The organism is Streptomyces sp. CB02009, from assembly GCF_001905825.1.
Classification (GTDB): domain Bacteria; phylum Actinomycetota; class Actinomycetes; order Streptomycetales; family Streptomycetaceae; genus Streptomyces.
In genome coordinates this window covers 1,619,373-1,644,528 of sequence record NZ_LIVV01000001.1, presented here as the reverse complement: position 1 = coordinate 1,644,528, position 25,156 = coordinate 1,619,373, and the positions used below count along the sequence as shown (strand labels likewise).

Genomic DNA, 25,156 nt, shown 5'->3' with positions numbered 1-25,156 from the left:
GGCGGCGGCACGGTCTGTCGCTGCCCGACGCGGCTCGGCGCTGTACGACACGGCTTGGCGCTGCCCGACACGGCTTGGGAGCGCTTCCTCGAGTTGCGCGAGGGCGGCGCCGGCCGGTCGGACCTGGCCGGCGCCGCCCTCGCTCACCAGCGGCGCTCCGGGTGTGTCAGTGACGGAAGATAGCGTCCCCGCGCATGGGATTCATGAGCGCCTGGGGCATCAGCAGCCACACGGGCCAAGTCATCGCCGGCCTCAGCCCGTACCTCGTGCCCGCGATGAGCGCGGACCGCGCGGAACCCCATGCCGAGCGGCGCTGGCAGGCGTGGGGGCAGAGTCCCCTCCCGGATTACCGGACCTGGTACTCCGACGGCAGCGGCGTAGGGTACGGCGGATCCGCGCGTGCCGACGTCGCCGCGGTCGAGTCCTTTCGATCGCTCACCGCACCCGGGCGCCATGTCGATGACGCGTGCGCCGGTAGGGCGCATCCCTCGTTCTCCGTACTGGACGATGTATGGGAAGGACAGAGCGAGGACAGCATGTTCATCTCCGTCCAGAGCAAGGACTACGCGGTCTCATCGCTGTTCCACGCCTTCGGCCCGGCGCGAGCGGCGCTGCTGCCGGGCTGGTGCGGCGCGTTCCTGCTGGATTCCGCCCAGGTACGCCATTCCCTGCCACCCGTCGAGCGTGCCCTGACGTTCACCCCGACAGAGCGCACCGCGGCCGAGGCCCAGGACTGGCTGGACTACGGCGAGGGCGACGAGAGCGTTCTCGACGGTCCCCTACGGGTGTGGCGAACGGCCGCCCGCGAAGGGCTGGGGCTGTGTGGTGTCCATGTACATGTCGGTTGATGACGTTCAGTCGCACGACCGGGCTTCACCCGACTGACGCAGCCGCTTCGCCGGCAGCGTCCCGCCCTTCTGAGATCTGGGCGATCGGCCTCCGTGCTCGTCGCCGAACGGCGAGTGAGCCAAGGCTATGGAAGGGGCGAACGGGACCGCCTCCGGCAGGCAGTTCGGGCACGAGGAGAGGATCCTGGCGCCGTCCGGTCCGACCCTATGGCCACCTCCGAACGCCCCACGGCCACCTCCGAACACGCGGCGGCCGAGCTCGTTCCCGTACCCGGTTTCCACACCGAGTTCGACCTCGCGAGGGACCCCGCTATCCAGGCCTGCGCCGCCAGCTGTCGTGTCGTACTCACCCTCTACAGTGAGCGGGTTCAACAGGGGAGGGAACCTCGCATCATGCAATACCGCACCAACCGCCGCGTCGTCGCGGCGGCACTCATATCAACCACTGTCACCACACTCGCCGCCTGCGGGCCCGCCGACACCGGCGCGGACTCCAAGAGCTCTGCGGGCGTCGACAGCGCCGGCTCGAGCACGCTCGGCCCGCAGGACTCCTTCAGCGGTCTTACCGGCGCGCAGATCAGTGACAAGTCCTTGGACGCCTTTCGAAGTGCCACGTCCGTGCGCCTCACCGGCGATGCACCGAACCCGCGCGGCAGCGGCACTTTCACCTTGGACATCGCCCTGGACATCGCCGGTTCGTGCCGCGGCACGATCACCATGCCCGGCGCCGGCACCCTCAACGTGATCAAGGGCAGAGGAGCCTACTTCGTCCAGGGCGACGAGACGTTCTGGCGGACATCGATGGCTGCGGCCGTCAAGAACAAGCCGAACGCCCAAAAGGCCGATGCATTCCTGAAGAGGGTCAAGGGCCGCTGGATCAAGATGAACAAGAAGACCACCAAGGCCTTTGCATCCTCGATCATGTGCGACCTCGCCGCAATGACCAAGCAGTTCAAGAGCCACTCGCCGGCATCCACCGAACGTGGAGCGGACGTCACCCGGGACGGCCGGAAACTCGCGGTCATCTACGAACGTGACGGATACCAGGTCACCACCAGCTACATCTCCCAGGGCGATCAGCCCTACCCCGTGGAGATCACCGCTACCGGCGGCAGCGCTCCCGTGGACGTCAAGCTCACCGACTACGGCAAGCCCGTCGACACCACCCCACCGCCCGCCGATCAGATCATCAGCCCCGAGGAACTCGGGCTGACACCCAGCCGTCGGGCATGACCACCCTCACGCCGGCGCGCCAGGCGGACAGCGTCGAAGCTGTGAGCGCCTTGCCCTCGGGGACCCGGCAATCTGCCTGACAGCTGTTCTCACCCGGCCGGGAATGCCGCAACCGTTCCCGGCCGGGGGCCGCGTCGCCATCTGGCCGGTGGCGCCGTACGGGTTCTCACTCGACTCGGGTGAGCGTCGGCCTGCCCGGGCTGCCTCTCAGCCCTGACGTGGGTGCCCTATTGATGTTGATGGCAGCGCTCTGACCTGCGGAAAGTAACGGATCACTGGCGCCGAGCCAAGTGATGGGTGACAGACTGCAGAACCGTTGTGGAGGGCCCAGGTGCTGATATCCGGTCACGACCCTGGACGGAGTCCTACTCCGTTCAGCGACGTCTATGAGGCGCATTTCGATGCGATCCTCGGGTTCGTCACCCGCAGAACCGCCGACCGGCACGTGGCGGCGGACCTGACCGCGGACGTATTCGTGGCGGCGTTGGAGGCGTTCGACAGCTACGACGCCAGACGTGGCACACACCGGGTCTGGTTGTACGGGATCGCCCGCAACACTCTGGCTTCGTACGCCCGTCACACGGCTCGCGAGCGGGAGGCGGTGGCCGCGCTGAGTGGACGTCGGCTGCTGGACGAGCAGGACATGCTCCGCTTCGAGGAACGCATCGACGCCGAACGGGAGGCCAGGGAACTGCTGGCCCGGCACGCGGTGCTGTCCGCGCCGCTGCGCGCGGTGCTCGACCTGGTCGCCGTCGACGGCCTGACCACGAAGGAAGCCGCGAAGGTACTGCGGATCTCGCAGCCGACCGCCCGTGTCCGCCTGCACCGTGCCCGAGCCGCCTTGCGCGCCGGGCGCGCTACCCCGCCCGACACTTTCACCAGCCCTCTCGCGGAGGCCACCCGATGAACACCCCGATCGGTTTCAAGGAGCGACTCGGTGCGGAACTGGCGGCCCTGGAAAGGGCACGGGCCGATCGAACCGAGCAGACGCCGACATCCCGGCACGAGACTCAGGCCCGCGCACGGAGAGTCTTCGCACAGCCCGGCGTGCGGCGAACCGTGCTCGCGGGACTGGCGGCCGGGGCAGCCGCCACCATCCTCGCCACCACGGGCGTACTGGAACCGCAGAACCGTCGGGTGCATGCGGACACCGTCGCCCAGGTGCTGGACGCCGCCGCGGTCAACGCGTCGAAAGGACCGGGCCAGGAGCCCGGACTCCGCCAGTGGATATACACCGACACCGTGACCTGCATGCCGGTCTGCGGGAACCAGGCCTCCTGGATACGGTACGACGGGGCGCAAGGCGCCTTTGTCGGCAAGGCGTTCGAGACGAAAGGGCGCACCGCCGTTGTCGTCAACGAGATTCCCGACTTCCTCAATCAAGGCAGGGTCGGGGGAAAGCCGCGGGAGACGTGGCAGGTGCTGTCCCAGCTGCCCACAGAGCCCCGTGAGCTCCTCGCCCGGGTGAGCGAGGACCCCTTCTTCGCGGGCGGGCTGGACCGTAGCGCGCCTCCCACCCGCAGTGGCCCGGACAACCGACACGACTTCATGGAAGAACGTCCTCCGGCCGCCACCGCCACCCCCGGCGCGCGGTTCTCCAGGATCCTCAACATCCTGCAGACCGCCCCGAACATTCCCCCAGAGATCAACGCCGCGCTCTACCGCGCGCTGGCCCTGATCCCCGGGACGGAGCTGGTCGGCACATCGATACGGGACGCGGCCGACCGGCCGAGCCTGGCCATCGCATTCGACTTCCATGACCAGCTGCGCACACGCGAGTACCTCTACCTGGACCCCCAGACGTACGAGTACCGCGGATACCGCATGGACTGGGACGGCGAACGCCGGTTCTCGAACTCGTTCGCCCTCGCATCGACCGGCGTCGTCGACCACCCCGGCCAGGTGCCCGGCGGCCCCGCTCCCGACCCCTCGAACATCGTGAAGATGACGCCGCCGATCATGGCTCCTCCGACGAAGAAACACTGAACGCAGCGCCCGCTGCCGGCACGGCTTCCGCCTTGCCCCTTCGGGGGCGCCATGGCAGCCGTGTCGGCGCCGTTGTCTTCGGCGCGGGCCCGTCGGCGCAGCGCGGCCCCGTGTGGGCAGCAGGCCAAGGCGTCGGCGTGGGCCTCGACCCCAGCCTCCGCCACTGGGCACAGCACCACGACACATGGCGTACCTCAGAACGCCAGGCATTTCGGGGGACACCATGCCCAGATTCCACAGCGTGGGGGCGCGGAGACACCTTCGAATCGACGGTTCCCCTCGCACGGTCGCCACACAGGCACTGGCGTGCGCGGGACGGGCCGGAAGGCCGAGAACAGGTGGGGGCGGTTCGTTCCCACTGGGCGCCAGGAGTGCGACGGCGCCGGCACTGTCGGTCCCGGGTGTTAGCGTCGCCGCCATGGCGAACCGTTCGTACCTTTACTCCGCGGACTCGATACCTGACGAGACCCAGATCCCTCAGCACGTCCGATGCGTATCCGAGCACAACTGGGACATCCCGCTGGCGCACAAGATCATGGTGGGACACGGAACGACGATCGTCCCCTCCATGATCTGGAACCCTCCGATCGGCATCGCCGCGGACTACGCCGCCGGGGCAGCCCTGCTCCGCAACCTCCTGCACGCGGTCGGCGAAGGTCTGGAAGAGGACACCGAGTTCACCGAGTTCACCGACTGCGTTGCCAGGACCACGGCCCACCTCGAGAAGCAGCAGGCGAAGTACTTCATTCTCGAGACCGGGGAAATCGTCTCGATGTCAGATACCGATCCGGCAGCGAGCGTGCAGCACCTGGTATCCCAGGACATCCCCGACGCCGTCGCCAACGCCGAAGCAGCGATCGCCGGCCGGAACGACGCCTGGCTCGCCACGCTCCGAACCGACTGGCAGACACATTTCGCATCCTTCTACAGCGAAGCCCTCTACTTCAGCTTCCCCGCCTGACAACACCCGCGGCGCGGGCGGTGCCGTATACAGCAACCTGATCCGGAGAACGCGCCCTGGTGGTGGCGCTTGGCGCCCAACCCCTGCCGGGAGCAGCCCTCCAGCCACTCCCCCGTCAGGGCCGAATGTACGCCGGACCGCCCCTCAGTCCGGTCACACAGAGCTAAGGTCCGCCGGCCCAAGGGCTCTGCGCCACCGCGGGACGCATTCCAGCCGACAGCCACCCATGCCTGCGCCTGCACCTATGCCTGCACCTATGCCTATGCCTATGCCTATGCCTATGCGGCCTCTATACCAGGAACGCAGCCCCCGCACAGCAGCACATAGGCTGGGGCGATGAACCGCACCGATCGCCTGTACGCGCTGGTCGAGGAGCTCCGAGCGGTGTCGCCCCGACCCCGCAGCGCTCCGTGGCTAGCACGACGGTTCGAGGTCAGCGTGCGCACCATCGAGCGGGATCTCGAAGCGCTGAGGCAGTCGGGCCTGCCGATCCGCAGTGACACCGGTCGGGCCGGCGGATACAGCCTTAACCGGGACCGTACGCTGCCGCCCGTGACACTCAGCGCCGCCGAGGCGCTCGCGGTCAGCGTCGCGATGCGCACAGCGGCGTCCACGCCCTTCGCGGCAGCCGCCCACCGCGCCGGACAGAAGGTGCTGGCCGTACTGCCCGCCGACGTGCGACAGCGGGAGGAAACACTCGCCCGACTCGTCCACAGAGTCGGGGACCACCCTCCAGACGCCAGTGGGAAGATGAGCGAGACCATCGTCGACGCAGTGGTCTGCGGCCATGTCCTGCACCTCACCTACACGGACCGGGCCGGCGCCGAGACAACATGCGATGTCGAACCGTTGGGCCTCTTGTCGGGACCTAACGGCTGGTATCTGGCGGCATGGTGCCGACTGCGTTCAGCCGTCCGAGGCTTCCAGCTCGACCGGATCACCTCACTGGAACCGTCGGACGAACACGCGGCGACCCGCGAGCCCCACTGGAGGGCCGAGCTGAAACGCCTGGACGCCGAACCCCTTCGCACGGTGATCTGAAACACCGACAGGACGGTGTCGCCAGGGACCGCGATGCTGTTCACCATGGACAACGAGAAGCGCATGACCACGTGGTGCCGCATGTGGAACGAGGACCCTTCCCTGGCACACGACCTGATGTCCGACGATTGCGTGCAGTGGTCCGACCGCGTGGCCGACTTGGACTCCGTGGTCGGCCCGGACGACCAGGAACGATTCGTCACCGCATACCGCGCCCGGCACGTGAACATCTTCAGCCCGCGGGTACTCGTCGACGCCGGCGATCGGTTCGCGTACCTGTGGGATGTGGTGAAAGCCGACGGCCGGACACTGACCGGCATCGACGTCAACGTCCTCACAGACGACCGCATCCAGGAGGACTGGACCTTCGTGGCGCAAGGCGCTGCGAGCAGACAGATCCGGAACCCCACGCGGCCGAGCGGACCGACCTGGCCACGCTCCAGGACCTGTGCCGCGACTGGGTCCAGCTCCGCAACGGCCGGGTCGAACTGGTCGCAGACCTTGCGACAGACGACTTTCGCCTCTTCTCTGGCACCACACCCGTTGACGACGCCCACGGCCCCACCGAGCTGGCCGGCTTGATCGAGCGACAGGCCGCCACCAACGACCCGCCCACCATCGCCCTCCACCGGCAACCCGTCATCGACACCACCCGGGGACACCTGGCGCTTCTCTGGACAGCCCGCACCAGGACCCACGGAACCTCCGTCGGCGGCGTCGACCTCCTGACGACCCGCGCCGGGCGCATCACGCACGCCTGGTCCCTCACCGGCACCCGCCCCTTCCGGTACTGAAGCCGACACCCGCCCGGCACCGACTAGCGGAGTCGGTCGGCAGTCCACCTGCTTGACAGCGGAAGGCCTCCTCAGCCCACCCACGCCATCCGCGGAGCCGTCGCGAAGGCCGCCGCCCGCAACGACTACGTGGTCGTCCTCGGCACCACATCAGCAAACACACGCGCGTCCTCACCACCCGCGACACACGGCTCGTCGCGGCCGCGCTCGAGGACGTCAGGAAGCGATCACACCACCCGTCGGTCCGCTGAGGCTCCGTCCGGCCCGCAGCGCCACGCACGAGATGTGGTTTGGCCGCTGTGCATGGCGACACGTGCCGAGACCGCGCGGGGACGGCTGGTGCGACGATCGGGCCGCTGACGGTACCCGGATCCGCTGCTCGTACGATCCATCCGCCGGACAGAATCTCTGGAGGACACATGGCTGACGCCAGCAATACCCGCTCTGCCGCCGGGGAGACCCCTGCAGCGCCACCGAGCCGGTTGCAGCGCCTGATGCGATACATCCCCTTGATCGCACCCCTCCTTCTGTGGTCCGTGCCCTGCTGGGTCCTCCTGTACGCGGGACAGCACTGGCCGCTGCCCGTCGCCGTGAGTGGCACCGCGCTGTTCGCCCTCGGCCTGGTCGGGATGCCGCTCACGATGGTGCGCGGCCACGGGCGGCGTCAGCAGGACTGGGCTGCGATCGTGGGCGACACGTTGCTGGGCGGCGCTTGGGTGCTGTTCACCTGGTCGGTGCTGCTCGGCGTTCTGCTGAGGCTCGCGTTGACCGTGGCCGACGTCGGTGACGGACAGGACCGCGCGCGGATGGTCACCTGGGCGGTCCTCGGTCTGACCGCCCTCCTGCTCGGGTGGGGGTCCTTCGAGGCGCGGCGCGTCCCCCGCGTGCGCCGGCTCGAGGTGGAGCTCCCGCGTCTGGGGGCGGGGCTGGACGGCACCCGCGTCGTCCTGATCACCGACACCCACTACGGCCCCCTCGACCGCGCCCGCTGGTCGGCCCGGGTCTGCGAGACGGTGAACGCTCTGGAGGCGGACCTGGTGTGCCACACCGGCGACATCGCGGACGGCACGGCCGAACGCCGCCGCGCCCAAGCCGCCCCGCTTGGCACCGTGAAGGCGACTCGGGCCCGCGTCTACGTCACCGGCAACCACGAGTACTACAGCGAGGCCCAAGGCTGGGTCGACCTGATGGACAAGCTGGGCTGGGAGCCTCTGCGCAACCGCCATCTCCTCCTCGAGCATGAGGGTGACACCCTCGTGGTCGCGGGCGTGGACGACGTCACAGCCGAGTCCTCCGGACTGGCGGGGCACCGCGCCCACCTCGCCGGAGCCCTCCAGGGCGCCGATCCCGGCCTGCCTGTCCTCCTCCTCGCGCACCAGCCCAAGTTCATCGACCAGGCGGCAGCCCACGGCATCGACCTCCAGCTCTCCGGCCACACGCACGGCGGCCAGATCTGGCCCTTCCACTACCTCGTCCGCCTCGACCAGCCCTCTGTCGCCGGGCTCAGCCACCACGGCGATCGCACCCTGCTCTACACCAGCCGCGGCACCGGCTTCTGGGGCCCGCCCTTCCGCGTCTTCGCCCCCAGTGAGATCACGCTGCTCGTGCTTCGCGCCCCACAGCAGTCCACGTCGTCCTGAAGAGTGTTGCCGACTGAAGAGTGTTGCCGAGGGTCCTGCTCCAGCAGGCCTCAGCGGTGCTTGACCTGACGCTTCACCGTGTCAGGGCGAGATCGTGCATGGAGCAGGGTCCTCCGGGTCACTACTCGGCCGGTCCCGTGGAGGTCTGACCTCCACGATCCACTTTGGCGGGGAAGGCGGCCGCCATCCACGGGCCAAGCTGAGCAAGCCAGGCCAGTGGGACGACAGGCCACAGCTGATCCCGGTCCTTTGATGGCGATTCTTGGAAACTGCCAGCGATGCTCCTCACCCCACTTCCTTGACCGTTGAACGGTGTGAGGAAGGTGCGGAGCGAGGAGCGACTACAGGGTAGGCAGAGGGCACTGGCATCCTGGCCCCATGGCAATCGCGGGGTCTCGCACGATGACGACGGACACATGGCTGACGCCTGCCGATGAGGTACTTCTGAGGCAGCGAATTGCCGAGGTTCTTCCCTCATCTGGATGGCACTGCAGTCACCCAGGGCCTGCTGGATTGCACCAAGTGCACCTGCATGACTCGATCGAGTCCGCTCTGAGCTGCGGAAGCACGCAGGCGTTTCTCAGCTTCCCGGCAGGCGCTTCCCTCCCACCAGCGATCATTCCGGCTGCGGGTGTCCGCACGCCTGTCGGGCCTCTGACCTCGGCGGTTGTCCAGCTGCTCCGTTCACGGCTCAGAACGGACGAGAGGGGCGAGTTCTTCGAGAGCGGGCGACTCGCAGTGCGGTGGTTCGAACCCGAAGTCGGACCGGAAATGCATCAAACCCTCACCGAACAGACCCGGCTGATCTGGGCTGCGTTGCGCACTGTGACCCGGCCGGCCGTGATCGAGGCGCCCGACGGTCGCCGCACTTCGGGACTGAGAATCGGGCCCGCCGCCCGTGACGCGGTGGTGCGCCGCCAGGTGCCGCTGGCGCGACCTGGCATTCAGCGGTTTCGGCTTGTGACCTGATCGCGAGGGCCTGGCGGCCGAAGGCCGCCGGGCCCGATGACTAGTAACGTTCAGGCCGAGTCGTTCAGGGAGTCCTTCGCGGCGGGATGACGTCGGGGACGGTAGGCATGGCAGGGCGGGCGACCTCTGGGGTGGCCAGCAGGGCCACGATGGTGACCGGCTGCTGGCAGTGCGGACGGTCCGGGTGGCGGTCGGCTCCAGAGGGTCGCGTTCCGGGACGGCCGGTCGGGGTCCTGATCGTGGTGTCGATCTGGGTGGTGGTGGAAGATCAGGCAGTGCGGGCGACGCCTGCACCTCACCGAGCCGGCGGGCGCGTTCCTTGTCGCGCTGACGATCACGCTGCTTCTCCGCCTCGCGGCGACAGCCCGGTGAAACAGTAGACCTACCGGAGGCGAGGCTTGGCGGTGAACTCGCCGCCGCAGGCCGGGCAGGACTGCAGCTGCGGGCCGGCGGGGGCCGTGCGACGCGCGAGGTTCTTTCAGCGAGGGGAGCAATAGATCTGCCGCGAGTTGGTAATGAACTCACACTCACAGAACGGGCAGTTGACAGTGCCGGCTCCCTGGAGCCGTGTCTGTTCGGTGTCACGAGACACGGGCGTTCACTCCCTTTCGCAAGGTCTCGGCCTGGTTCTAGTGACCGGGAGCCGGTAGGAAGGGCCGTCGATGCCGGCCCAGTACAGGAGCCGGTCAAGCATGGCTGCGGCAACGGTGGCACTTCGCGTGCGTCAGCTGGTCGTTAGCTGGTCGCTCGTCCGGGGTGCAGGGCCGTTCAGGACTTACGGCTTGCGGGCGACCCAGAGCAGCTCCGCCGGCCAGCGGTGCGCCCAGTCCGGTGGGTCGGTTGCGTTGTAGCCATTGAGTGTTCCGAGTTCGGGCCGCGGCTCGATCAGGTCATCGATGATGAGACCCGCACCGCGCAGAACCCTCACCCAGTCGCCGTAGGTCAGCTGATAGCTGGTCGCGCCGTCGCCTTCGGCGATGGAGTCCAGCCCGAAGTAGTCCTGCTGCAGCGTCGTGGTCACACGGCTGGCGGCCTCGTCGTAGCAGGCTTCGAACCACGGGCTCGCGACGTTGAACACCAGGCGCCCTCCATGACCCAGAACACGTGCGGCCTGCGGGACGGCCAGGTGCGGGGGCGCCCAGCTGAGCCCGCCGAAGTCGCAGAACACCAGGTCGAAGCTGCTTTCTGCGAACGGGAGTTGTTCAGCCGCGCCCTGCACCAGCGGATAGCGAGCCTGTCCCATCGCGCTCGCCGCCGCGGCGAGTTGAGCTTCTGACAGGTCGAGTCCGACCACGAGGGCGCCCTCGGCAGCGAGCGCCCTGGACCACTGGCCGGCGCCACAGCCGAGTTCGAGGACACGCTTGCCGGTGACGTCGCCGAGGGCGTGCAGGTGCGCGTCGGGCACGGAGTACATGCCCCACAGCCGAGGTGTGGCGCCGATCTGCGAGTCGTGTGCGTGCTGGTAGGTGCTGCTGATCCGGTTCCAGAACCGCCGGTTGGCGGGGATGCTGTCCACCTGCCGACTCCAGCACTCCCCGCCGGGGCAGTCAACACGATGGGGGCATTGGCTCCAGCTCGGCCCGCTCCGGTCCGGCCCCGGCTCTGCCTCGGGCAGGGCATCGGGCGGAGGGGGTCGGGTCCCCGGGGGCCCTGGATGGCACGACCCCGGGAGCTTTCGTACAAGACAGGACCGCTATGGGTCGGGGACCGTAGCCGCATGCGCAGACATGAAGCGAGGGCCGCCTCCGCCGATCGCGTTGCCGAGAGCGGCTGGGAGGTCGCCCGGCTTCCAGGGAGTCCGTCCCTCGAGGGGGTCTGGATGGCCGGGTTCCGTGACCGGGGCGCCGGCGGGCTGGACCTGCGGGTGCTCCCCCAACTGGTCGTGGTCGTCGTGATCGGGCTCGGGGGCGACCCGGTCGCGGTGAGAAGTGCCAGCGGCACCCAGCCCATGAGGAGCCTGGTGGCCTCACTGTCCCCGGGCCCGGCCCGTGTCCGTGGCGAGCATGTCGAGTGCGTCGAGGTGTGCTTGTCGCCCCGGGCCGCCTATGCGGTGCTGGGTGTCTCACCACGGGAGTTGGACGGTGCTGTCACTGCGCTCACCGACGTGTGGGGGCCGCAGGCGCGACGACTTGGCGAGCAGTTGGCAGAGGCCGGGACGTGGCCAGAACGCCTCGCGCTGACGGACTCCTTCCTCGCGAAACGGGCGGTGGGGGCTCCGTCGATGTCACCCGAGGTAGCCGCCGCCTGGCAGACCATCGTCGCCCGGCGCGGCCGGATACGGATCGCTGACCTCGCCGCGTCCTGCGGGTGTAGCCACAAGCTCCTGCGGTCCCGCTTCACCGCCCAGATCGGCCTCACCCCCAAACGCGCCGCCATGCTGGTCCGCTTCGACCACGCCGCCCGAGCACTCCGTGCCGGCCACAGCCCCAGCAACGTCGCTCTGGCATGCGGCTACAGCGACCAGCCCCATCTCCACCGCGACGTGCTGGCCCTGGCCGGATGCACACCGGGCGCACTGGCGGGTACGGCCGCGTCCGCCGGCTGACGTGGCCGGTACCGCCGCGTCCGCTCCCGTCCCCTCCCCCGACCGCACTCACATTCCCGAGACGCCGCAGCCAATGAGGCCGGTCGCACCGCTACCCGCGCGGACTGGGCGACATCAGGCCTGTGACTCATGCGCACACCACCTACACGAAGACGAGGAAGGCACCGATGACGAACCCCGATGTCCGAGGAACAGGCATGGCCGAGCGCAATCTGATCGTCCGACTCACCTTCGGGACCATGGCCGCGCAGACCCTCCGTGCCGCCATCCGGTTGAAGGTCATGGAACTGGTCGGCGACACGCCACGCCGGGCCGCCGATGTGGCCGCTGACGCCGGAGCCGAACCTCAGCCCATGACACGCCTGCTCCGCGCCTTGGCCGGCCTCGGCCTCCTTCGGGAACACTCCCCCGATTCGTTCTCGGCGACCCCGCAGGCGCACTTCTGGACCCCGGCAGCCCCGGCTCGCTCGCGTCGTTCGTCGCCATGTTCACCGAGCCGGTGATCACACGCGCCTGGGACCACTTGGACGACAGTGTCCGTACCGGCGACGTGGCGTTCGACGCCGCCTTCGGCACCGATTTCTTCAGCCACCTCGCCCAGCACCCCGCACTGTCGGCCCAGTTCAACGCCGCGATGAGCGGAGCCGTAGCCGAAACCACCGCCGCGCTGCCGCACGCCTTCGACTTCAGCCGCTACACCACCGTTACGGACGTCGGCGGTGGCGAGGGAACCCTTCTGGCTGCGATTCTCACCGCACACCCCGGCCTGACCGGCACCGTCTTCGACACGGCGCAGGGACTGGCCGAAACGCCCGAGACAGTGGCCCGACACGGGCTGGAGCGGCGATGCTCCCTGGTCGCCGGCGACTTCTTCCACTCCGTCCCCGAAGGCTCGGACCTCTATCTGTTGAAGAGCGTCCTCCATGACTGGACGGACGACCAGGCTGTCACCATCCTCGGCCACTGCCGTGACGTCCTGCCGCCCGGCGGTCTCATCCTGATCGTCGAACCTATCCTCCCCGAAACCGCCACCCCCGCCCCGGGGACAGACCCTCGAACCAACCCCTCTGACGCCGGCGACGGAGGAGTGACCTACCTCAGCGACCTCAACATGCTGGTCAACCTCGGTGGCAGGGAGCGCACCCGTGGAGACTTCGAGAAGCTCTGCCACCGGGCAGGCCTCACTCTGACATCGGTCACTTCACTCACAGACGCCGCGCCGTTCTCCCTGATCCACGCCATAGCTCGCTGACACCTCACGCCGAGCACCCCAGAACCCTGTGTCGAGCCATGGTTCGGGGGGGGCGGTGGGGCGGCGACCGTGGACAGGGCCTGACTCCTGGAGCGTGGCGGTCAGAAGCCGCAGGGTCCCCAGAGGCCACACCGAAAGGGCTGCCCCTGTGGTCCCGGGCAGGTGCGTGCCGCAGGCCGTCCTTCTACACCCGGGCTGTGGCCCAGTACTGGTGAGGCTGCCGCACCGCAGGTTCGACCTGATATGAGTTGATCATGAATGAACACACCCTCGACCCGATCGAGCAGCTTATCGCGGAGCGGGCATGCGAGCGGCTGGTCATCGAGTTCGTCCACCGGCTGGACTTCGGAGACCCAGGCTCGGTGGCGGAACTCTTCACACGGGACGGCACCTGGCAATGGCCCGTCGGCGGCCGCCTCATCACCGGTCGCGACGCGCTGCGCGTCTACTTCGGCAGTCGGCCCACAGACCGGCTCTCGCGCCGCATATGCACCAACGTCCTGGTCACCGTGACCTCTGCGGACACCGCCACCGCCACCACCTACTTCACCACCTACCGTGTGGACGGCTACAGCGGGGGCCTCGTACCGCCGCGCCCTCCGGTCCAGGTCGGTCACTACGAAGACACGTTCCTCAAGGTCGACGGCACGTGGCTGCTCACCACCCGGACCCTCTTCCTCGCCTTCGCCGGCCCCACCGAGCGGCTCGACGACCCCGGCCCGTCTTGACGGCGGCTCCCAGGCAACTGGCCATCAACGGTCCCGCACCACGGGAAGCCGCACACAGCACATCTGACGGATGACCGACAAGGGCGAAGGAAGCGGGTCTCAGCGGCAGCCAACAGGGCAACCACGTCAGTTCGAGTGCCGGGCAGCGCGCGGGAACTTTGCGCTCTGGACGAGGGACCGGCCCGCACAACACCACGAGTGCGGGCCGGTCATCCACCCGGTCGGGCCCTGCGGCAGGGGAGTCCGCGGACCCGGTGAGCAGTCCCACCTGCTCAACCCCCGCCTGCCCACGATTCGGATCCCTATGCACACCTTTTCGCTCGAAGATCGAGGGCTTGGCGAGGACGAGGGTTCGGCGGGCATCGCGGGCGGTGGTCCGGAGGCCGCCTTCTGGTGTGCGGGGCGAGCCCACCGACGTACGACGTCCCCCGCCGGGCGACCGCAGCCGGGGAGCACCCCTTCCTCTCGCCACGCCTCGCCTGCTTCTGCGTCCTCTCAACCGCAGCAGCGAGTTCACGACCGCAGAAGAGCGGCGGCGCACGAGACCCTGTTCAGTCGGAGGACGGGGGGTCGGAGCGTTTGATGGCCCTGCCCACCAGCACGGCGAGCGGGATCACGACGGCGATGTAGACCGCGCAGATCGCTGCGGCCGTAGTGCTGGCGAATACCAGGAGGACAAGTGCCCCGACGACAAGGGCCACGGTGAGTGTCAAGAGAAACACGCGCATGAGAGGCTCAACGACCGAATCGACCTGGGGACCTCATAAAGGTCCCATCGACTTCTTATCGGGGTACGCGCCGGGTGCGGAGCCGCTGCAGCCGAGACTCTGCCGCCGGCACCGGGCAGGAGTTCCTGCTGTGCCGTTCCACTTACCACCGCGCGTACGAACGGGTATTGGCATCAGCTTACTCGGGTCGCGCCCCGGCCTGACCCGGTCCGCATATCTGGCGGTCGCCGGACTGGCGCAGGCGATCGGGTGTGGGCAGCAGGCCTCGCGCGGGGCCAGACGCTCCGTGAGGAAAATCGGGGCCGCCGGCCGGACTCTGGCCTACCCTTCCGGATCATGACCGTCGTACTGCGGGGCGAAGCCCTGGAACTGACCCCTGCCGGGCCCGACGACGTGCCCGCGCTGGCCGCCATCCGGGCCACACCGGAGGTGCGCGCACGCTGGCGCGGCGGGCCCGACCTGGCGTCCGAGATCGCCGACGACCTCGCCGACCCGGACACCCGCTGCCTGACCGTACGCAGCGAGGGCCGGATCGTCGGCATGATCCAGTGGTACGCGGAGGAGGACCCCGAGTATCGGCACGCGGGCATCGACCTCTTCCTTGACCCGTCCGTGCACGGGCGCGGGCTCGGCACCGACGCTGTACGCACCCTCGCCCGCCATCTCGTTCACGACCTGGGCTTCCACCGCCTGGTGATCGACCCGGCGGCCGACAACGCGCCCGCGATCCGCTGCTACACGAAAGTCGGCTTCCGGCCGGTGGGCGTCATGCGGCAGTACGAACGCGGCGCCGACGGCAGCTGGCACGACGGACTGCTGATGGACCTCCTGGCGGAAGAACTGCGCTAGAGAGGGCAATGGGCTCGACAGCGGCGGGCGTTCGGCGCACCGCGAGTAACGACGGGCACGGCGATAGCTTCATTCCCTACCGCCCGGCTGAATTCAACAGCCCCCTGCGCATGTGGGGAAGGAAGGACATGACGAATGTCGGATCATGTTATTGAGGACCTGGTCGCGGATTCGGTGCGTGTCCTGGACCGGCACAGCGGGGGCGAGGACCCTCGTCTCCGTGACAAGATCGCCGTCCTTTACGGTTTCCAAAGCCGCTACGACTGCTCGTTCACCAGGTTCCGGGTGATGAACATTTCGCTGCGCTGCGGATTCACCTACCAGTTTCCGATGGACCGGCACCCCGACCATTCGGAGCGGTCCCCGTACTTCGACTCGCTGACCGAGTTCACCGGGCTGCGCACGTTCGACGAGGACTCCCCCGAGTTCGACGGCTACGACTCCTGGCTGGAGGACGGCTACGTGCAACCGCCGTTGCTGTACTGCGATGCCGGAACCGACCTGTGGCGGCGCATGGTCGCCACCGGTGAACTCCACGGCCCCCACGCGGCCCCGCTCCGTCCCGTTCCTCTGATCGACGTGGTCCGCGACATCGCCGTCGCCGCGGAGAAGGAGCAGGACCGCGACCTCATCGGCCTGTGGTACTCGTTCGGCTGCGAGACCCTCCTCGGCGGTCCCGCAGGCTGCCCGTACGACATCGACGAGCTCATCGCGATGACCGCTGTACAAGACCTGCGGGCCGTCGTCCGCCGTACGGAGGCTCTGTCCCTCGCGGAATCATCCCCCTACGCGAGCCCTGTGGAGTTCGCCGGCGACCAAGACCTCGAGTCGTGGTGGTGGCAGCTGTAGGCCGTGCGATGCCAAGCAGTGCCGGGAGTTGCCAAGCTGGGCCGGGCAATGCCGCCTGCTTCCTGGTCGGAATCCGCGAGCCCACTGTGAGCGCCCCGATCGGGCGTGCGGCCTCAGCGGTCGGCGAGGGCCCGGATCTCCTGGGCGATCAGCAGGGGGTCCTCCTCGGCCATGAAGTGCCCGCAGGAGACCGTACGGTGCCGGAGGTCGTCGGCCCACGCGCTCCACAGGCCCTGCGCGTGGTAGCCGAGGGCCGCGCCCCAGTCCTGCTGGAGGACGGTGACCGGCATGGTCAGCCGGTTGCCGGACTCGCGGTCGAGGGTGTCGTGGTCCACGTCCACACCGGCAGAGGCACGGTAGTCGGCGACGATGGACGGCACCGCCCCGGCGGACGCGGCGAGGTACTGGGCGCGGACGCCGGCGGGGATCGCCTCCGGCGTCCGGGTCCACGTGTCGAGGAAGGAGGCGAAGAAGGCGTCGGCGGAAGCCGCGATCATCCGCTCCGGCAGACCTGCGGGCTGGGCCATCAGGTAGAGGTGGAAGCCGACCGCGCCGGACACCCCGCGCAGGGCGTCCCACATGTCGAGCGTCGGCAGGACGTCGAGGAACAGCGCGCGGGACACCGCCCCCGGGTGGTCCATCGCCGCACGGAACGCGACCAGGGCGCCGCGGTCGTGGCCGGCCAGGGCGAAACGGTCGTGGCCCAGCTCCGCGGCGAGGCGCACGATGTCCCGGGCCATGGTCCGCTTGGAGTACACCTCCGTGTCGCTCTCGGCGGGCTTGTCACTGGCGCCGTAGCCGCGAAGGTCGGGACAGATGACGGTGTGGTCGGCGGCGAGGTCGGCGGCGACGTGCCGCCACATCAGGTGGGTCTGCGGAAAGCCGTGCAGCAGTACGAGGGGGCTGCCGGTGCCGCCGACGGCGGCGTGCAGGGTGACGCCGTCGTCGACGGCGACCCGGTGCTCGTTGAATCCGGGGATGGTCAGGGGCTTCACAGCGACTCCTGTGGCTCGTGGGAGAGTGGATGTCCCGGGTCTGAAGGCCCGAAGGCCTGAGACCTCCGGGGCGTCCGGGGCGTCCGGGGCGTCCGGGGCGTCCGGGGCGTCCGGGGACGTTCTGGGACGTCACCCAGGTTGGAGGCCCCGGATCAGCGATCGATGAGTGGACGCGCGGTGCCCCGGGGACGCCGCGACCCGCGAAGGGACGAAGCCGTGGGCGTCGAGTTCGGACTGCTGGGACCGGTCGCAGCCTGGGACGGCGAGGGCGCGCCCCTGCCGCTCGGCGCCCCCCGCCACCGGGAAGTGCTCGGTCGGCTGCTGGTCGCCCGTGGCCGTGTCGTACCGGTCGGCCGGCTCGTGGCCGACCTGTGGGAGGAGGAAACCCCGGGCGGCGCGGTCGGCGCGGTGCGCACCTTCGTCGCGGCTCTGCGCCGCGCCCTTGAACCCGGACGCCCTCCCCGGCAGCCGTCGCGGTTGCTGGTCACCGAGGGCCCCGGCTACGTCCTCCGCGCCGGACGGGACGCGGTCGACGCCTGGCGGTTCGAAGACACGGCGGCGCGGGCCGCCGCAGCGCCTCCGCACGCGGCGGTGGCTCTCTGGGACGCGGCGCTCGCCCGATGGCGCGGCCCGGTCCTCGCCGACTTCCCCCACGCCGCGTGGGCCGCCGCCGAACAGGCCCGCTTGGAATCGCTGCGCCTCGACGCGGTCGAACGGCGCGCCGACGCCGTCCTTGCGACCGGCGCAGCCCGGGACGCCGTCGCCGATCTGCGCGCCCACGTCGCCGCGTACCCGGGTCGCGAGGACGGCTGGGCGCTGCTGGCGACAGCGCTGGACCGGGCCGGCCGGCGCGGGGAGGCACTGGAGACCCTGCGCCACGCCCGCCACGTCGTCACCAGCACATTCGGATCCGGTTCCGGGCAGGCCCTGGCACGCGCCGAGACCCGCATCCTCAGCACACCGCCCGACGCCGGGATCGAGTCGGCCGGAGCGGCGGACGGCGTCTGGAACCGCACCGCCGCTGCCTGGGAACGCTCGGTACCCGCCCGCGCCCGCGCCCGGCTGCACGCCACCGCCGGTCTGCTGCGCGACCTCGCGGTGACCGGCGCCGACGGCCTGCAGGAAGCCCGTGAGCACCGCCGCGACCTGATCTCGGCAGCCGAGACCACGGGGGACCCCGAGCTGACCGCCCGGATCATCGGCTCCTACGACGTCCCGGCCGTGTGGACCCGTGCCGACGACCCCGAAGGCGCCGGCGAGCTGGTCCGCTCCGCGGCCCGGGCCGTAGCCCAGCTCGGCCCGGACGGCCCGCCCGCGCTGCGCGCCCGGCTTCTGTCGGTCGTCGCCGTCGAATCGCGTGGCGACGCCGGGGCCGACTCGCCGCTTCCCCGGGCGGCGGAGGTCGCACCCCCGGAGCCGTGGCGCCTGCGCGCCGGACGCGCCGCCGACGAGGCCGTCCGACTGGCACGCCGGCTCCAGGACCCCGCGCTGCTCGCGTTCGCCCTCAACGGCGCCTTCATGCAGTCCTTCGCCACCTGCGGATCAGCGGACCGCAGAGACGCCCTCGGTGGCGAACTGACCCAGCTGGCCGTCGCCCACCAACTGCGCGGCCACGAGGTCCTGGGGCGCCTGATCCGCCTCCAGGCCCTCGCGGGCCTCGGCGACCACACGGCCGCCGAGGCGCAGGCAGAGGAGATCGACCGGCTCGCCCACCGCGACGAACGACCCCTCGCCGGAGTCTTCACCGCCTGGTACCGGGCCCTGCTCGTCTGCGAGACCGACGGCTGGACCGCCGCGCGCCCCCGCTACGCGAGGGTCCTCGCGGAGACCGCCGATTGCGGCATGCCCGGCCTGACCACGGGCGCCGCCGTCCTCGTCGAGCTGATCCCGGTCATGCGGGGCGATGCCCTGCCCGACCCCGAGGAGTTCGCACACCTCGACGCCGGCCCGTACCGGCCCTGGCTCGACCCCCTCCTGCTCGCCGCCTCCGGGGCCACCCGGCAGGCCCACCAGGCGCTCTCGGAGGTGCCGCGGCCACCTCACGACCTCCTCCAGGAAGCGCTTTGGGCCGTCCTCGCGCGCACGGCGGCCGCCGTCGGACACATGCCGGTCCTGCGCCGCGCCCGAGACGAACTCGCCGCCGCCGCAACCGAATCCGCCGGGGCCGGGAGCGGGCTCGTTTCCTTCGGCCCGGTCACCCGCCACCTGGTGGCCGCCGACGCCGCTCTCGGCGGGTGACGGGAAGGTCCTCAGGTGATCGCGGGATGACGTCGCAGGGCCGCGACGAGAGCTCGATCTGTCCGAGACCGCTCCTCGGGGATCAGACCTTGACGCTCGGCGTACGCGCGGTGATTCCATGCCTGTCAGCGAGCCGAGCAGCTATCAGGCAGAACGCCGGCGCGAAGATCAGCTCGGCGACAAGAGCCTCCCAGGGCGCATCAGCGGCGGTGCTGTCGTCGGCCAAGTCACCGAAGAACGCAGCGAGCGAGAAGGCGATCAGATTGTTCACCGTGTGCACGGCGATGACCGCCTCCAAGCCGCCCGTACGGATGGTGAGCCAGCCCCACCAGGCTGCCGAGTAGCACAGCAGCAGGAACCCCGACAGCTCTCCGAAGCCGTGGGCGAAGGCGAACAGCAGCGAGGCGACGCCGACTCCGGGCCAGGGTGAGCGCAGGAATCCGCCGAACAACTGGACCAGCCAGCCACGGAACACGAACTCCTCGGCGGCGGCCTGGAAGGGGACGAGCGCCCACAGCACCAACAGACTCAGCAGAAGTTCGGACCAGCCGGGGGTCTCGCCCGTCACGGCCTCGGAGCCGTCCTGGATCAGGCTCCATGCGACCAGCAGAAGGTTCTGGAGCACGAGGACGCCGGCGGCCAGCCCGAGGCACCAGACCAGCCACTTCCACCGCAGCCGACCGGTGACGGACGCGAGGGTGCCCGCGGGCCGCTTCCCGCTCACACGGACGGCGATCAGCACGGCGGGGATCCACACGGCGAGGCTCACGAGCAGTACCGCGTTGTCGAGAAGCGGATCGGCGAAGATGTTGTCGCTGTCGTCCGGGGCCCACGCGAGTCCGAGGACCATGCCGATGACGGCGGCGCCGACGAGCACGCCGATCATCCCGGCCCCCATGAGCGCGAGGCCGAGGAAGAACTCCCCCACCCGCGCCCATGCGCTCTGTCGCCCGTTGCGTGCCTGCTCGTGGTACGCGGTCCCCGGCGGCGCAGCCGCCGGGCCGGGCGCGCCTGCCGGCGGCATGGGAGTCCCCGGGCCCCACGCGGCCGGTGGCACGGGCCAGGGCTGCGCGCCCTGCGTAGGTGGCGCCCAAGGGTTCTGGGGCTGGTGGGGACGTCCTGGTATCGGGTCGGACATCGGCTGCTTTCTGGAGACGTACGAGTGAGACGGTTCGGTCGGCTACCGAAGCGCTGCGAGGCGCTGCGCCGAACTCGTCGTCAGGTAGTCACCAGATCTTCGGGTCGGACGCCGCTCCACCGGAGCGGATGCCTCGCACCCGCACCATTCTCGCTGTTGGGCGTGCGGGCCGACGAGCGAGGTCGTGGATGCCGATCGCCGCCGTCGTGCTGACGTCCCATCGTCGCGTCTCCCCCACCTGGTCGCCGTCGGCGCGACACGAGAGCTGGCCGGCGCATCGGTACATGGCCCGCGTGGGGTTGTACCCGGCGTCAGTATCCGGTGCCGCGCTTGACCTTCGCCCGCTCTCCGTCGTGGGTCGCGCCCTTGGCGTCCAGGGTGCGACACGCATCGGCGATGTCCTGGCTCAGGCGATCGATCTGTTCGCGGCTCAGGGTCTCCTTGACCAGGGCACGCAGGATCTTCACCCGCTCCGCGTTGGGCGGAAGCGTGTACGCCGGCACCATCCAGCCGCGTTCCGCGGAGAGCTGCCATGCGATGTCGGACTCGTCGTAGGCGTGCTTCCCCGCGAGACGGAAGGCGACCAGGGGGAGCTGCTCGAGATCGGCTCCGATGACCTCGAACCGGCCGCCGTCGCGCAGGTTGTCCGCCAGTACGCGGGCATTCTCCTGCATCATCTTCATGACGTAGGTGTATCCCTGGCGGCCGAGCCGTACGAAGTTGTAGTACTGCGCGAGCACCATCGACGCGCCGGTCGAGAAGTTCAAGGTGAACGTCGAGTCGGTCTTGCCCAGGTAGTTCTCGTAGAACACGAGGTCCTTGGACAGGTCGGACTCCTCGCGGAAGATCAGCCAGCCGATCCCGGGGTACACCAGGCCGTACTTGTGACCCGAGACGTTGATCGAACGTACCTGCTCCAGCCGGAAATCCCATTTGGAGTCCGGGTAGAGGAAAGGCCAGACGAATGCACCGCTGGCGCCGTCCACGTGGATGGGAATGTCGAGGTCGCGCTTTGTGCGGACGTCTCGCAAAAGCTTGTCGATCCCGACGACGTCGTCCTTGTGACCCGTGAAGGTGGTGCCGAGTACGGCGACGACGCCGATGGTGTTCTCGTCGAGGTGGGGCTCGACGTCCTCGGGCCCGATCGTGTACTTGCCCTCCGCGAGGGGCACGATGCGCGGCTCGACGTCGAAGTAGCGGCAGAACTTCTCCCACACGACGTGGACGTCTCCACCGAAGATCAGATTGGGCCGGTCGATCGAAAGGTTGGCCGCCTGTCGGCGCTCGCGCCACTTCCATTTCAGTGACAGCCCGCCGAGCATGATCGCCTCGGACGAGCCCTGGGTCCGGCATCCGGTCGTATTCCCCGGAGCGTTGAAGAGATCGGCGAGCATACGTACGCAACGCTGCTCGATCTCGGCGGAAATGGGGTACTCCGCATGATCGATGAAATTGCGGTGGAGGTTCTCGGCGATGAGCCGTTGCGCTTCCGGCTCCATCCACGTGGTGACGAACGTAGCGAGATTTCGTTGCGGATCGCCCTCCATGGCGAGATCCACATCCACGAGCCTCATCGCATCCGTCGCGGCCATTCCTTCCTGGGGGAAGGTCTCCGAGGGAGCGGGCACGGTCAGGAATCGATTGCCGAACAGAGACTCGTTGTCGCGGTTGGTCATGTGGGAATTCAAACAGCCCGGAAGCTCGGACCTCCCGAGGGACACGCCGAACCCGGCCGGTGCGGAATCCCGGCGATTACCTGCCGGTAGTCCCGCTACCCTCCGGTGGTCCCGCCACCTGCCACAACGCGTGGTGCTGACCGGCGAGACCCACGTCCGTCACGAGGTCACACGCATCCCGGCTCTCATTCCGCGAGGAAGGGTGCGTATCCGACCGGCATCTCGCTCACCTCAAGGTCTGAGAACAGCAAGGTCAGATCGTGAGCGTTGGCCTCGATGTGAACCTCATGGAAGTCGATCCCGACAGTCTTGGCCCATCGGAGGGCAGCCTCCGACTTGAGACGAAGCTCGGCTCCGTAGAGCTCGTGATGGTGCGCGCCCCAGACGTAACCATCGAGGCCGATGGCGGTTTCGCTGTCGAGGAGCCGGTCGTCCAAGGACTTCCGCCAGGTCCCGGTCGACAGGAACGTCTCGCACCGGGCTTCGACGAAGTACCGGAAGAGATACCGCAGGTAGGTCGACGGGTTGTGGGGGCCCTTCCACACGTTGATGACGACTTCGTAGTCGCGCATGTAGGTGGTGTATCCGTGGTGCACGACATTGGCTTGGATCGACTCGTTCAGCGTCCGCTGAAGTTCTGCGGTGTCCATGCCGCCGTTCTACCTCACTGGGCAAGACCTTCGACAGCGAGATTTGCAGCCTGAGGCACGCCTCGGACCAGAGAACGCCCAGAGAAGTCCCAGGGGGCTGCGACCTGGCCTGCCAGCGGAACGGGCCCGGCCGGGGGGCCGGAGGCCGGAACTGGGGAGGCGAAACTGGAGGGCCTCACGAACCGAACCCTAGGGTGTCAGATCCAGAGAACGTAACGGCGGAGACCCTCCACCCGGCCAGCGCTCCCTCATCCGGTCATCGGCTTTCCTTGTTGAACCATCCGAGCGACCGGATGAGGGACGCGCCGAGAAAGAGGATGCCGAGAGGGACGATCGTGAACCACATGGCATTGGCTTTCACGGCCGCGAGCAGGGCGATGGCGCCGATGGCCAGCGCCAGGAGCACGAGCATGCCCAGAAGGACGCGAATCTTGGAAACCAACGGAGGACGCTCCAATGTTGGACTGGGATATCGGCACCGGACGGCTACTGCTGCCCGTCGGGGCACTGGCGGCAGTTGCCCTCCGGGGAGGGCAGCGAGCGCTCTGGCAGGACACCACAGCTCTGCCAGGAGCTCATGCCGGAGCCTCCCATCGCCGCTTCCATGAAGCGTCAGTCGAACTACGTACTCTCCTACGTATTTCCCACCGCGTTCTACTGGTAGGCGGGTACCGCACAGGTGGCGCCACGCCCTCGACCGACTTCTCGGCGTAGTCGTTGCACCAGCCGTTCTTCGCGTCACCGACGACGAACGTGCTGAGAGGCCACCGCCCCGTCTCCACGGGCAGGGGACGGCGCCGCTCTTCCAGCCGCCTCGCCGGGATCAGACAGGAGGAGGGGCGTTGCCCGCCCCACGAGCCGACCGACCCGCCTCGCGCACATCCGCGTCCGTGCTCCGTCGTAGCACGAAGATCCGCAACAGAGAGAGCAGACTCGGACCGCACAATGCGCCGGCGATCCAGCCGTTCGTCGGCATCGCATAGAGTCCGCCTCCGAGCATCAGCACCGACAAGGCGACTGCAGAGTGCAGCAGACGCATCTGATGTCTGTGGTGGCGGACGGCCATCTGTTCACGTGCCCGGCGCTCCTCCTCTCTTTCCACCGCATCGGCGCGCCGCTGCGCCTCGGCCTCCTCAGCAGCCGCCTTCCGGGCCGCGTCGGCTTCCTGCCGTTCGAGTCGGAGCTTGTTCAGCTCGTGCTCGCGCCGGAGTTGCGGTTCGAGGGCTTTGAGAGCGGCCTGGAGCTTCTCGGGCCCGCCAAGCGCTTCCCCCCACTGGGCCGCAATGCCCAGGCCGGCGGACAGAAGAGGGTCAGAGCCGAAGTCTCCCGGGAAGTGACCCAACTGGCCTTCGAGACTCATGCCCGCGCTCCCCCGTCGTCGCCTGCCCATGGGACAACGTCGCTTTCGACGAGGTCCGGCGGTGGGCCGAGGCGGATGAACAGTCGGGCCAGGGCGAGGTTCAGAGAGTCAGCCGCAGCCTCCATGTCCTCTACCCGGTACCCGGCCGGTTCGAGTTGGCTGACTCCACGCGTCTCTACGTGCCTGTCGCTGCCGTCGAGAAGGGGAACGAAACCCCGCGACGCCGAATGACGGGGGATCGACCGGGGCAACTCGACGGCCATCAAGTCAATGCTGCGGGCAACCTTGCTCAAGGTCAGGTGATCGAGCTGATGCAGGAGGTCCAGGAACATGCGCGTGAGTGCCTGTTGAGGATCCTCAACAGGCAGGTCTCGTCCACGGGATCGCGCATGGTCGAGGAACCGCGTCATTCGTGCGCTCTGGTCATGGCTGATGCTCCGCGCCACGGCACGGCCGATGATGCGTCGTCTGTCCGGCCACCCCTCGGGGTCGTCCTCTTCCAGCGCGGCCGCGACCGCCAACCTCGCGAACCGCACAGCCAGTCGGTCGGGGTCGATCGGCCTGCTCTGAATGCCCCTCCCCCAATGGTCCCGTAGGCACGGCGGCGTGACCGCGATAGCGGACATCCCATCCTGCCCGAGTGGATGCCACGCGGGAAGAGCCCCTCGCTCGGCCG

The 25,156-nt window shown here is 69.0% G+C and carries 23 protein-coding genes and 3 pseudogenes; 17 read left to right on the top strand and 9 right to left on the bottom strand.

The window, feature by feature from the left end; all coding sequences use genetic code 11:
* Window positions 1–194 precede the first annotated feature (194 nt).
* From AMK27_RS07345 to AMK27_RS07300, 11 genes and pseudogenes are all read left to right on the top strand, one after another.
* Window positions 195–848 carry a hypothetical protein gene (locus AMK27_RS07345; protein ID WP_073903722.1) on the top strand — a complete coding sequence of 218 codons (654 nt, stop codon included), beginning with the start codon at window positions 195–197 and terminating at the stop codon, window positions 846–848.
* A gap of 393 nt (window positions 849–1,241) precedes the next feature.
* Complete coding sequence (locus AMK27_RS07340) at window positions 1,242–2,081, top strand: hypothetical protein (protein WP_143204829.1); 840 nt, start codon at window positions 1,242–1,244, stop codon at window positions 2,079–2,081.
* Between the two features lie 331 nt (window positions 2,082–2,412).
* Complete coding sequence (locus AMK27_RS07335; protein WP_241847342.1) at window positions 2,413–2,988, top strand: RNA polymerase sigma factor; 576 nt, start codon at window positions 2,413–2,415, stop codon at window positions 2,986–2,988.
* Window positions 2,985–4,067, top strand: a complete 1,083-nt coding sequence (locus AMK27_RS07330; protein WP_073903718.1) for a CU044_5270 family protein — start codon at window positions 2,985–2,987, stop codon at window positions 4,065–4,067. Before AMK27_RS07335 ends, AMK27_RS07330 begins: the two co-directional genes overlap by 4 nt.
* Before the next feature lie 418 nt (window positions 4,068–4,485).
* Window positions 4,486–5,028: a DUF7822 domain-containing protein gene (locus AMK27_RS07325; protein WP_073903716.1), complete on the top strand. Its 543-nt coding sequence runs from the start codon at window positions 4,486–4,488 to the stop codon at window positions 5,026–5,028.
* Between the two features lie 336 nt (window positions 5,029–5,364).
* Complete coding sequence (locus AMK27_RS07320; RefSeq protein WP_073903714.1) at window positions 5,365–6,069, top strand: helix-turn-helix transcriptional regulator; 705 nt, start codon at window positions 5,365–5,367, stop codon at window positions 6,067–6,069.
* Between the two features lie 45 nt (window positions 6,070–6,114).
* Window positions 6,115–6,651, top strand: a complete 537-nt coding sequence (locus AMK27_RS07315; RefSeq protein ID WP_143204827.1) for an ester cyclase — start codon at window positions 6,115–6,117, stop codon at window positions 6,649–6,651.
* Entirely contained in the window at window positions 6,648–6,863 is a 216-nt protein-coding gene (locus AMK27_RS07310; protein ID WP_073903710.1) for a hypothetical protein, read from the top strand. Before AMK27_RS07315 ends, AMK27_RS07310 begins: the two co-directional genes overlap by 4 nt.
* A gap of 419 nt (window positions 6,864–7,282) precedes the next feature.
* A complete protein-coding gene (locus AMK27_RS07305) occupies window positions 7,283–8,503 on the top strand; it encodes a metallophosphoesterase (protein ID WP_073903708.1) in 1,221 nt (406 codons plus the stop codon).
* Between the two features lie 124 nt (window positions 8,504–8,627).
* Window positions 8,628–8,753, top strand: a pseudogene (locus tag AMK27_RS43490) (IS5/IS1182 family transposase); the annotation flags it as partial.
* A 272-nt stretch (window positions 8,754–9,025) separates the two neighbouring features.
* Window positions 9,026–9,472 carry a hypothetical protein gene (locus AMK27_RS07300; protein ID WP_198955802.1) on the top strand — a complete coding sequence of 149 codons (447 nt, stop codon included), beginning with the start codon at window positions 9,026–9,028 and terminating at the stop codon, window positions 9,470–9,472.
* Between the two features lie 775 nt (window positions 9,473–10,247).
* On the opposite strand, the gene AMK27_RS07295 is transcribed toward AMK27_RS07300, so the two are convergent.
* Window positions 10,248–10,988, bottom strand: a complete 741-nt coding sequence (locus AMK27_RS07295) for a class I SAM-dependent methyltransferase (protein WP_073903705.1) — start codon at window positions 10,986–10,988, stop codon at window positions 10,248–10,250.
* 201 nt (window positions 10,989–11,189) lie between these two features.
* Here AMK27_RS07295 and AMK27_RS07290 point away from each other — a divergent pair, with 201 nt between their 5' ends.
* The 3 genes and pseudogenes from AMK27_RS07290 (at window position 11,190) to AMK27_RS07280 (ending at window position 13,997) form a co-directional block, all read left to right on the top strand.
* Entirely contained in the window at window positions 11,190–12,017 is an 828-nt protein-coding gene (locus AMK27_RS07290; protein WP_073903703.1) for a helix-turn-helix transcriptional regulator, read from the top strand.
* Window positions 12,018–12,184: 167 nt separating this feature from the next.
* Window positions 12,185–13,269, top strand: a pseudogene (locus AMK27_RS07285) (methyltransferase).
* Between the two features lie 254 nt (window positions 13,270–13,523).
* A complete protein-coding gene (locus tag AMK27_RS07280; RefSeq protein WP_073903701.1) occupies window positions 13,524–13,997 on the top strand; it encodes a nuclear transport factor 2 family protein in 474 nt (157 codons plus the stop codon).
* 551 nt (window positions 13,998–14,548) lie between these two features.
* On the opposite strand, the gene AMK27_RS42670 is transcribed toward AMK27_RS07280, so the two are convergent.
* On the bottom strand, window positions 14,549–14,719 hold the full coding sequence (locus AMK27_RS42670; RefSeq protein ID WP_158076907.1) for a hypothetical protein: 171 nt from the start codon (window positions 14,717–14,719) through the stop codon (window positions 14,549–14,551).
* A gap of 342 nt (window positions 14,720–15,061) precedes the next feature.
* Between AMK27_RS42670 and AMK27_RS07275 the strand changes: the two genes are divergently transcribed.
* Window positions 15,062–15,574 carry a GNAT family N-acetyltransferase gene (locus AMK27_RS07275; RefSeq protein WP_073903699.1) on the top strand — a complete coding sequence of 171 codons (513 nt, stop codon included), beginning with the start codon at window positions 15,062–15,064 and terminating at the stop codon, window positions 15,572–15,574.
* A gap of 135 nt (window positions 15,575–15,709) precedes the next feature.
* Window positions 15,710–16,423, top strand: coding sequence for a hypothetical protein (locus AMK27_RS07270; RefSeq protein ID WP_073903698.1), 714 nt, complete (start codon window positions 15,710–15,712; stop codon window positions 16,421–16,423).
* A 113-nt stretch (window positions 16,424–16,536) separates the two neighbouring features.
* Here the strand turns inward: AMK27_RS07270 and AMK27_RS07265 are convergent, their stop codons facing one another.
* Complete coding sequence (locus AMK27_RS07265; protein WP_073903696.1) at window positions 16,537–17,418, bottom strand: alpha/beta fold hydrolase; 882 nt, start codon at window positions 17,416–17,418, stop codon at window positions 16,537–16,539.
* 216 nt (window positions 17,419–17,634) lie between these two features.
* Here AMK27_RS07265 and AMK27_RS07260 point away from each other — a divergent pair, with 216 nt between their 5' ends.
* Window positions 17,635–19,656 carry an AfsR/SARP family transcriptional regulator gene (locus AMK27_RS07260; RefSeq protein WP_073903694.1) on the top strand — a complete coding sequence of 674 codons (2,022 nt, stop codon included), beginning with the start codon at window positions 17,635–17,637 and terminating at the stop codon, window positions 19,654–19,656.
* Between the two features lie 82 nt (window positions 19,657–19,738).
* Here AMK27_RS07260 and AMK27_RS07255 read toward each other — a convergent pair whose 3' ends face one another.
* The 6 genes and pseudogenes from AMK27_RS07255 to AMK27_RS07230 form a co-directional block, all read right to left on the bottom strand.
* Window positions 19,739–20,680 (bottom strand): CPBP family intramembrane glutamic endopeptidase, encoded by a 942-nt coding sequence (locus tag AMK27_RS07255; RefSeq protein ID WP_073903692.1) that lies wholly within the window; start codon window positions 20,678–20,680, stop codon window positions 19,739–19,741.
* Window positions 20,681–21,105: 425 nt separating this feature from the next.
* A complete protein-coding gene (locus AMK27_RS07250) occupies window positions 21,106–22,470 on the bottom strand; it encodes a glutamate decarboxylase (protein ID WP_073903690.1) in 1,365 nt (454 codons plus the stop codon).
* 185 nt (window positions 22,471–22,655) lie between these two features.
* Complete coding sequence (locus AMK27_RS07245) at window positions 22,656–23,120, bottom strand: YxiG-like protein (RefSeq protein WP_073903688.1); 465 nt, start codon at window positions 23,118–23,120, stop codon at window positions 22,656–22,658.
* Window positions 23,121–23,376: 256 nt separating this feature from the next.
* Window positions 23,377–23,562: a hypothetical protein gene (locus AMK27_RS07240; protein ID WP_073903686.1), complete on the bottom strand. Its 186-nt coding sequence runs from the start codon at window positions 23,560–23,562 to the stop codon at window positions 23,377–23,379.
* Window positions 23,563–23,943: 381 nt separating this feature from the next.
* Entirely contained in the window at window positions 23,944–24,480 is a 537-nt protein-coding gene (locus tag AMK27_RS07235) for a hypothetical protein (RefSeq protein WP_073903684.1), read from the bottom strand.
* Window positions 24,477–25,156 (bottom strand): annotated as a pseudogene (locus AMK27_RS07230) (hypothetical protein); the annotation flags it as partial. The gene AMK27_RS07235 and the pseudogene AMK27_RS07230, both read right to left, overlap by 4 nt.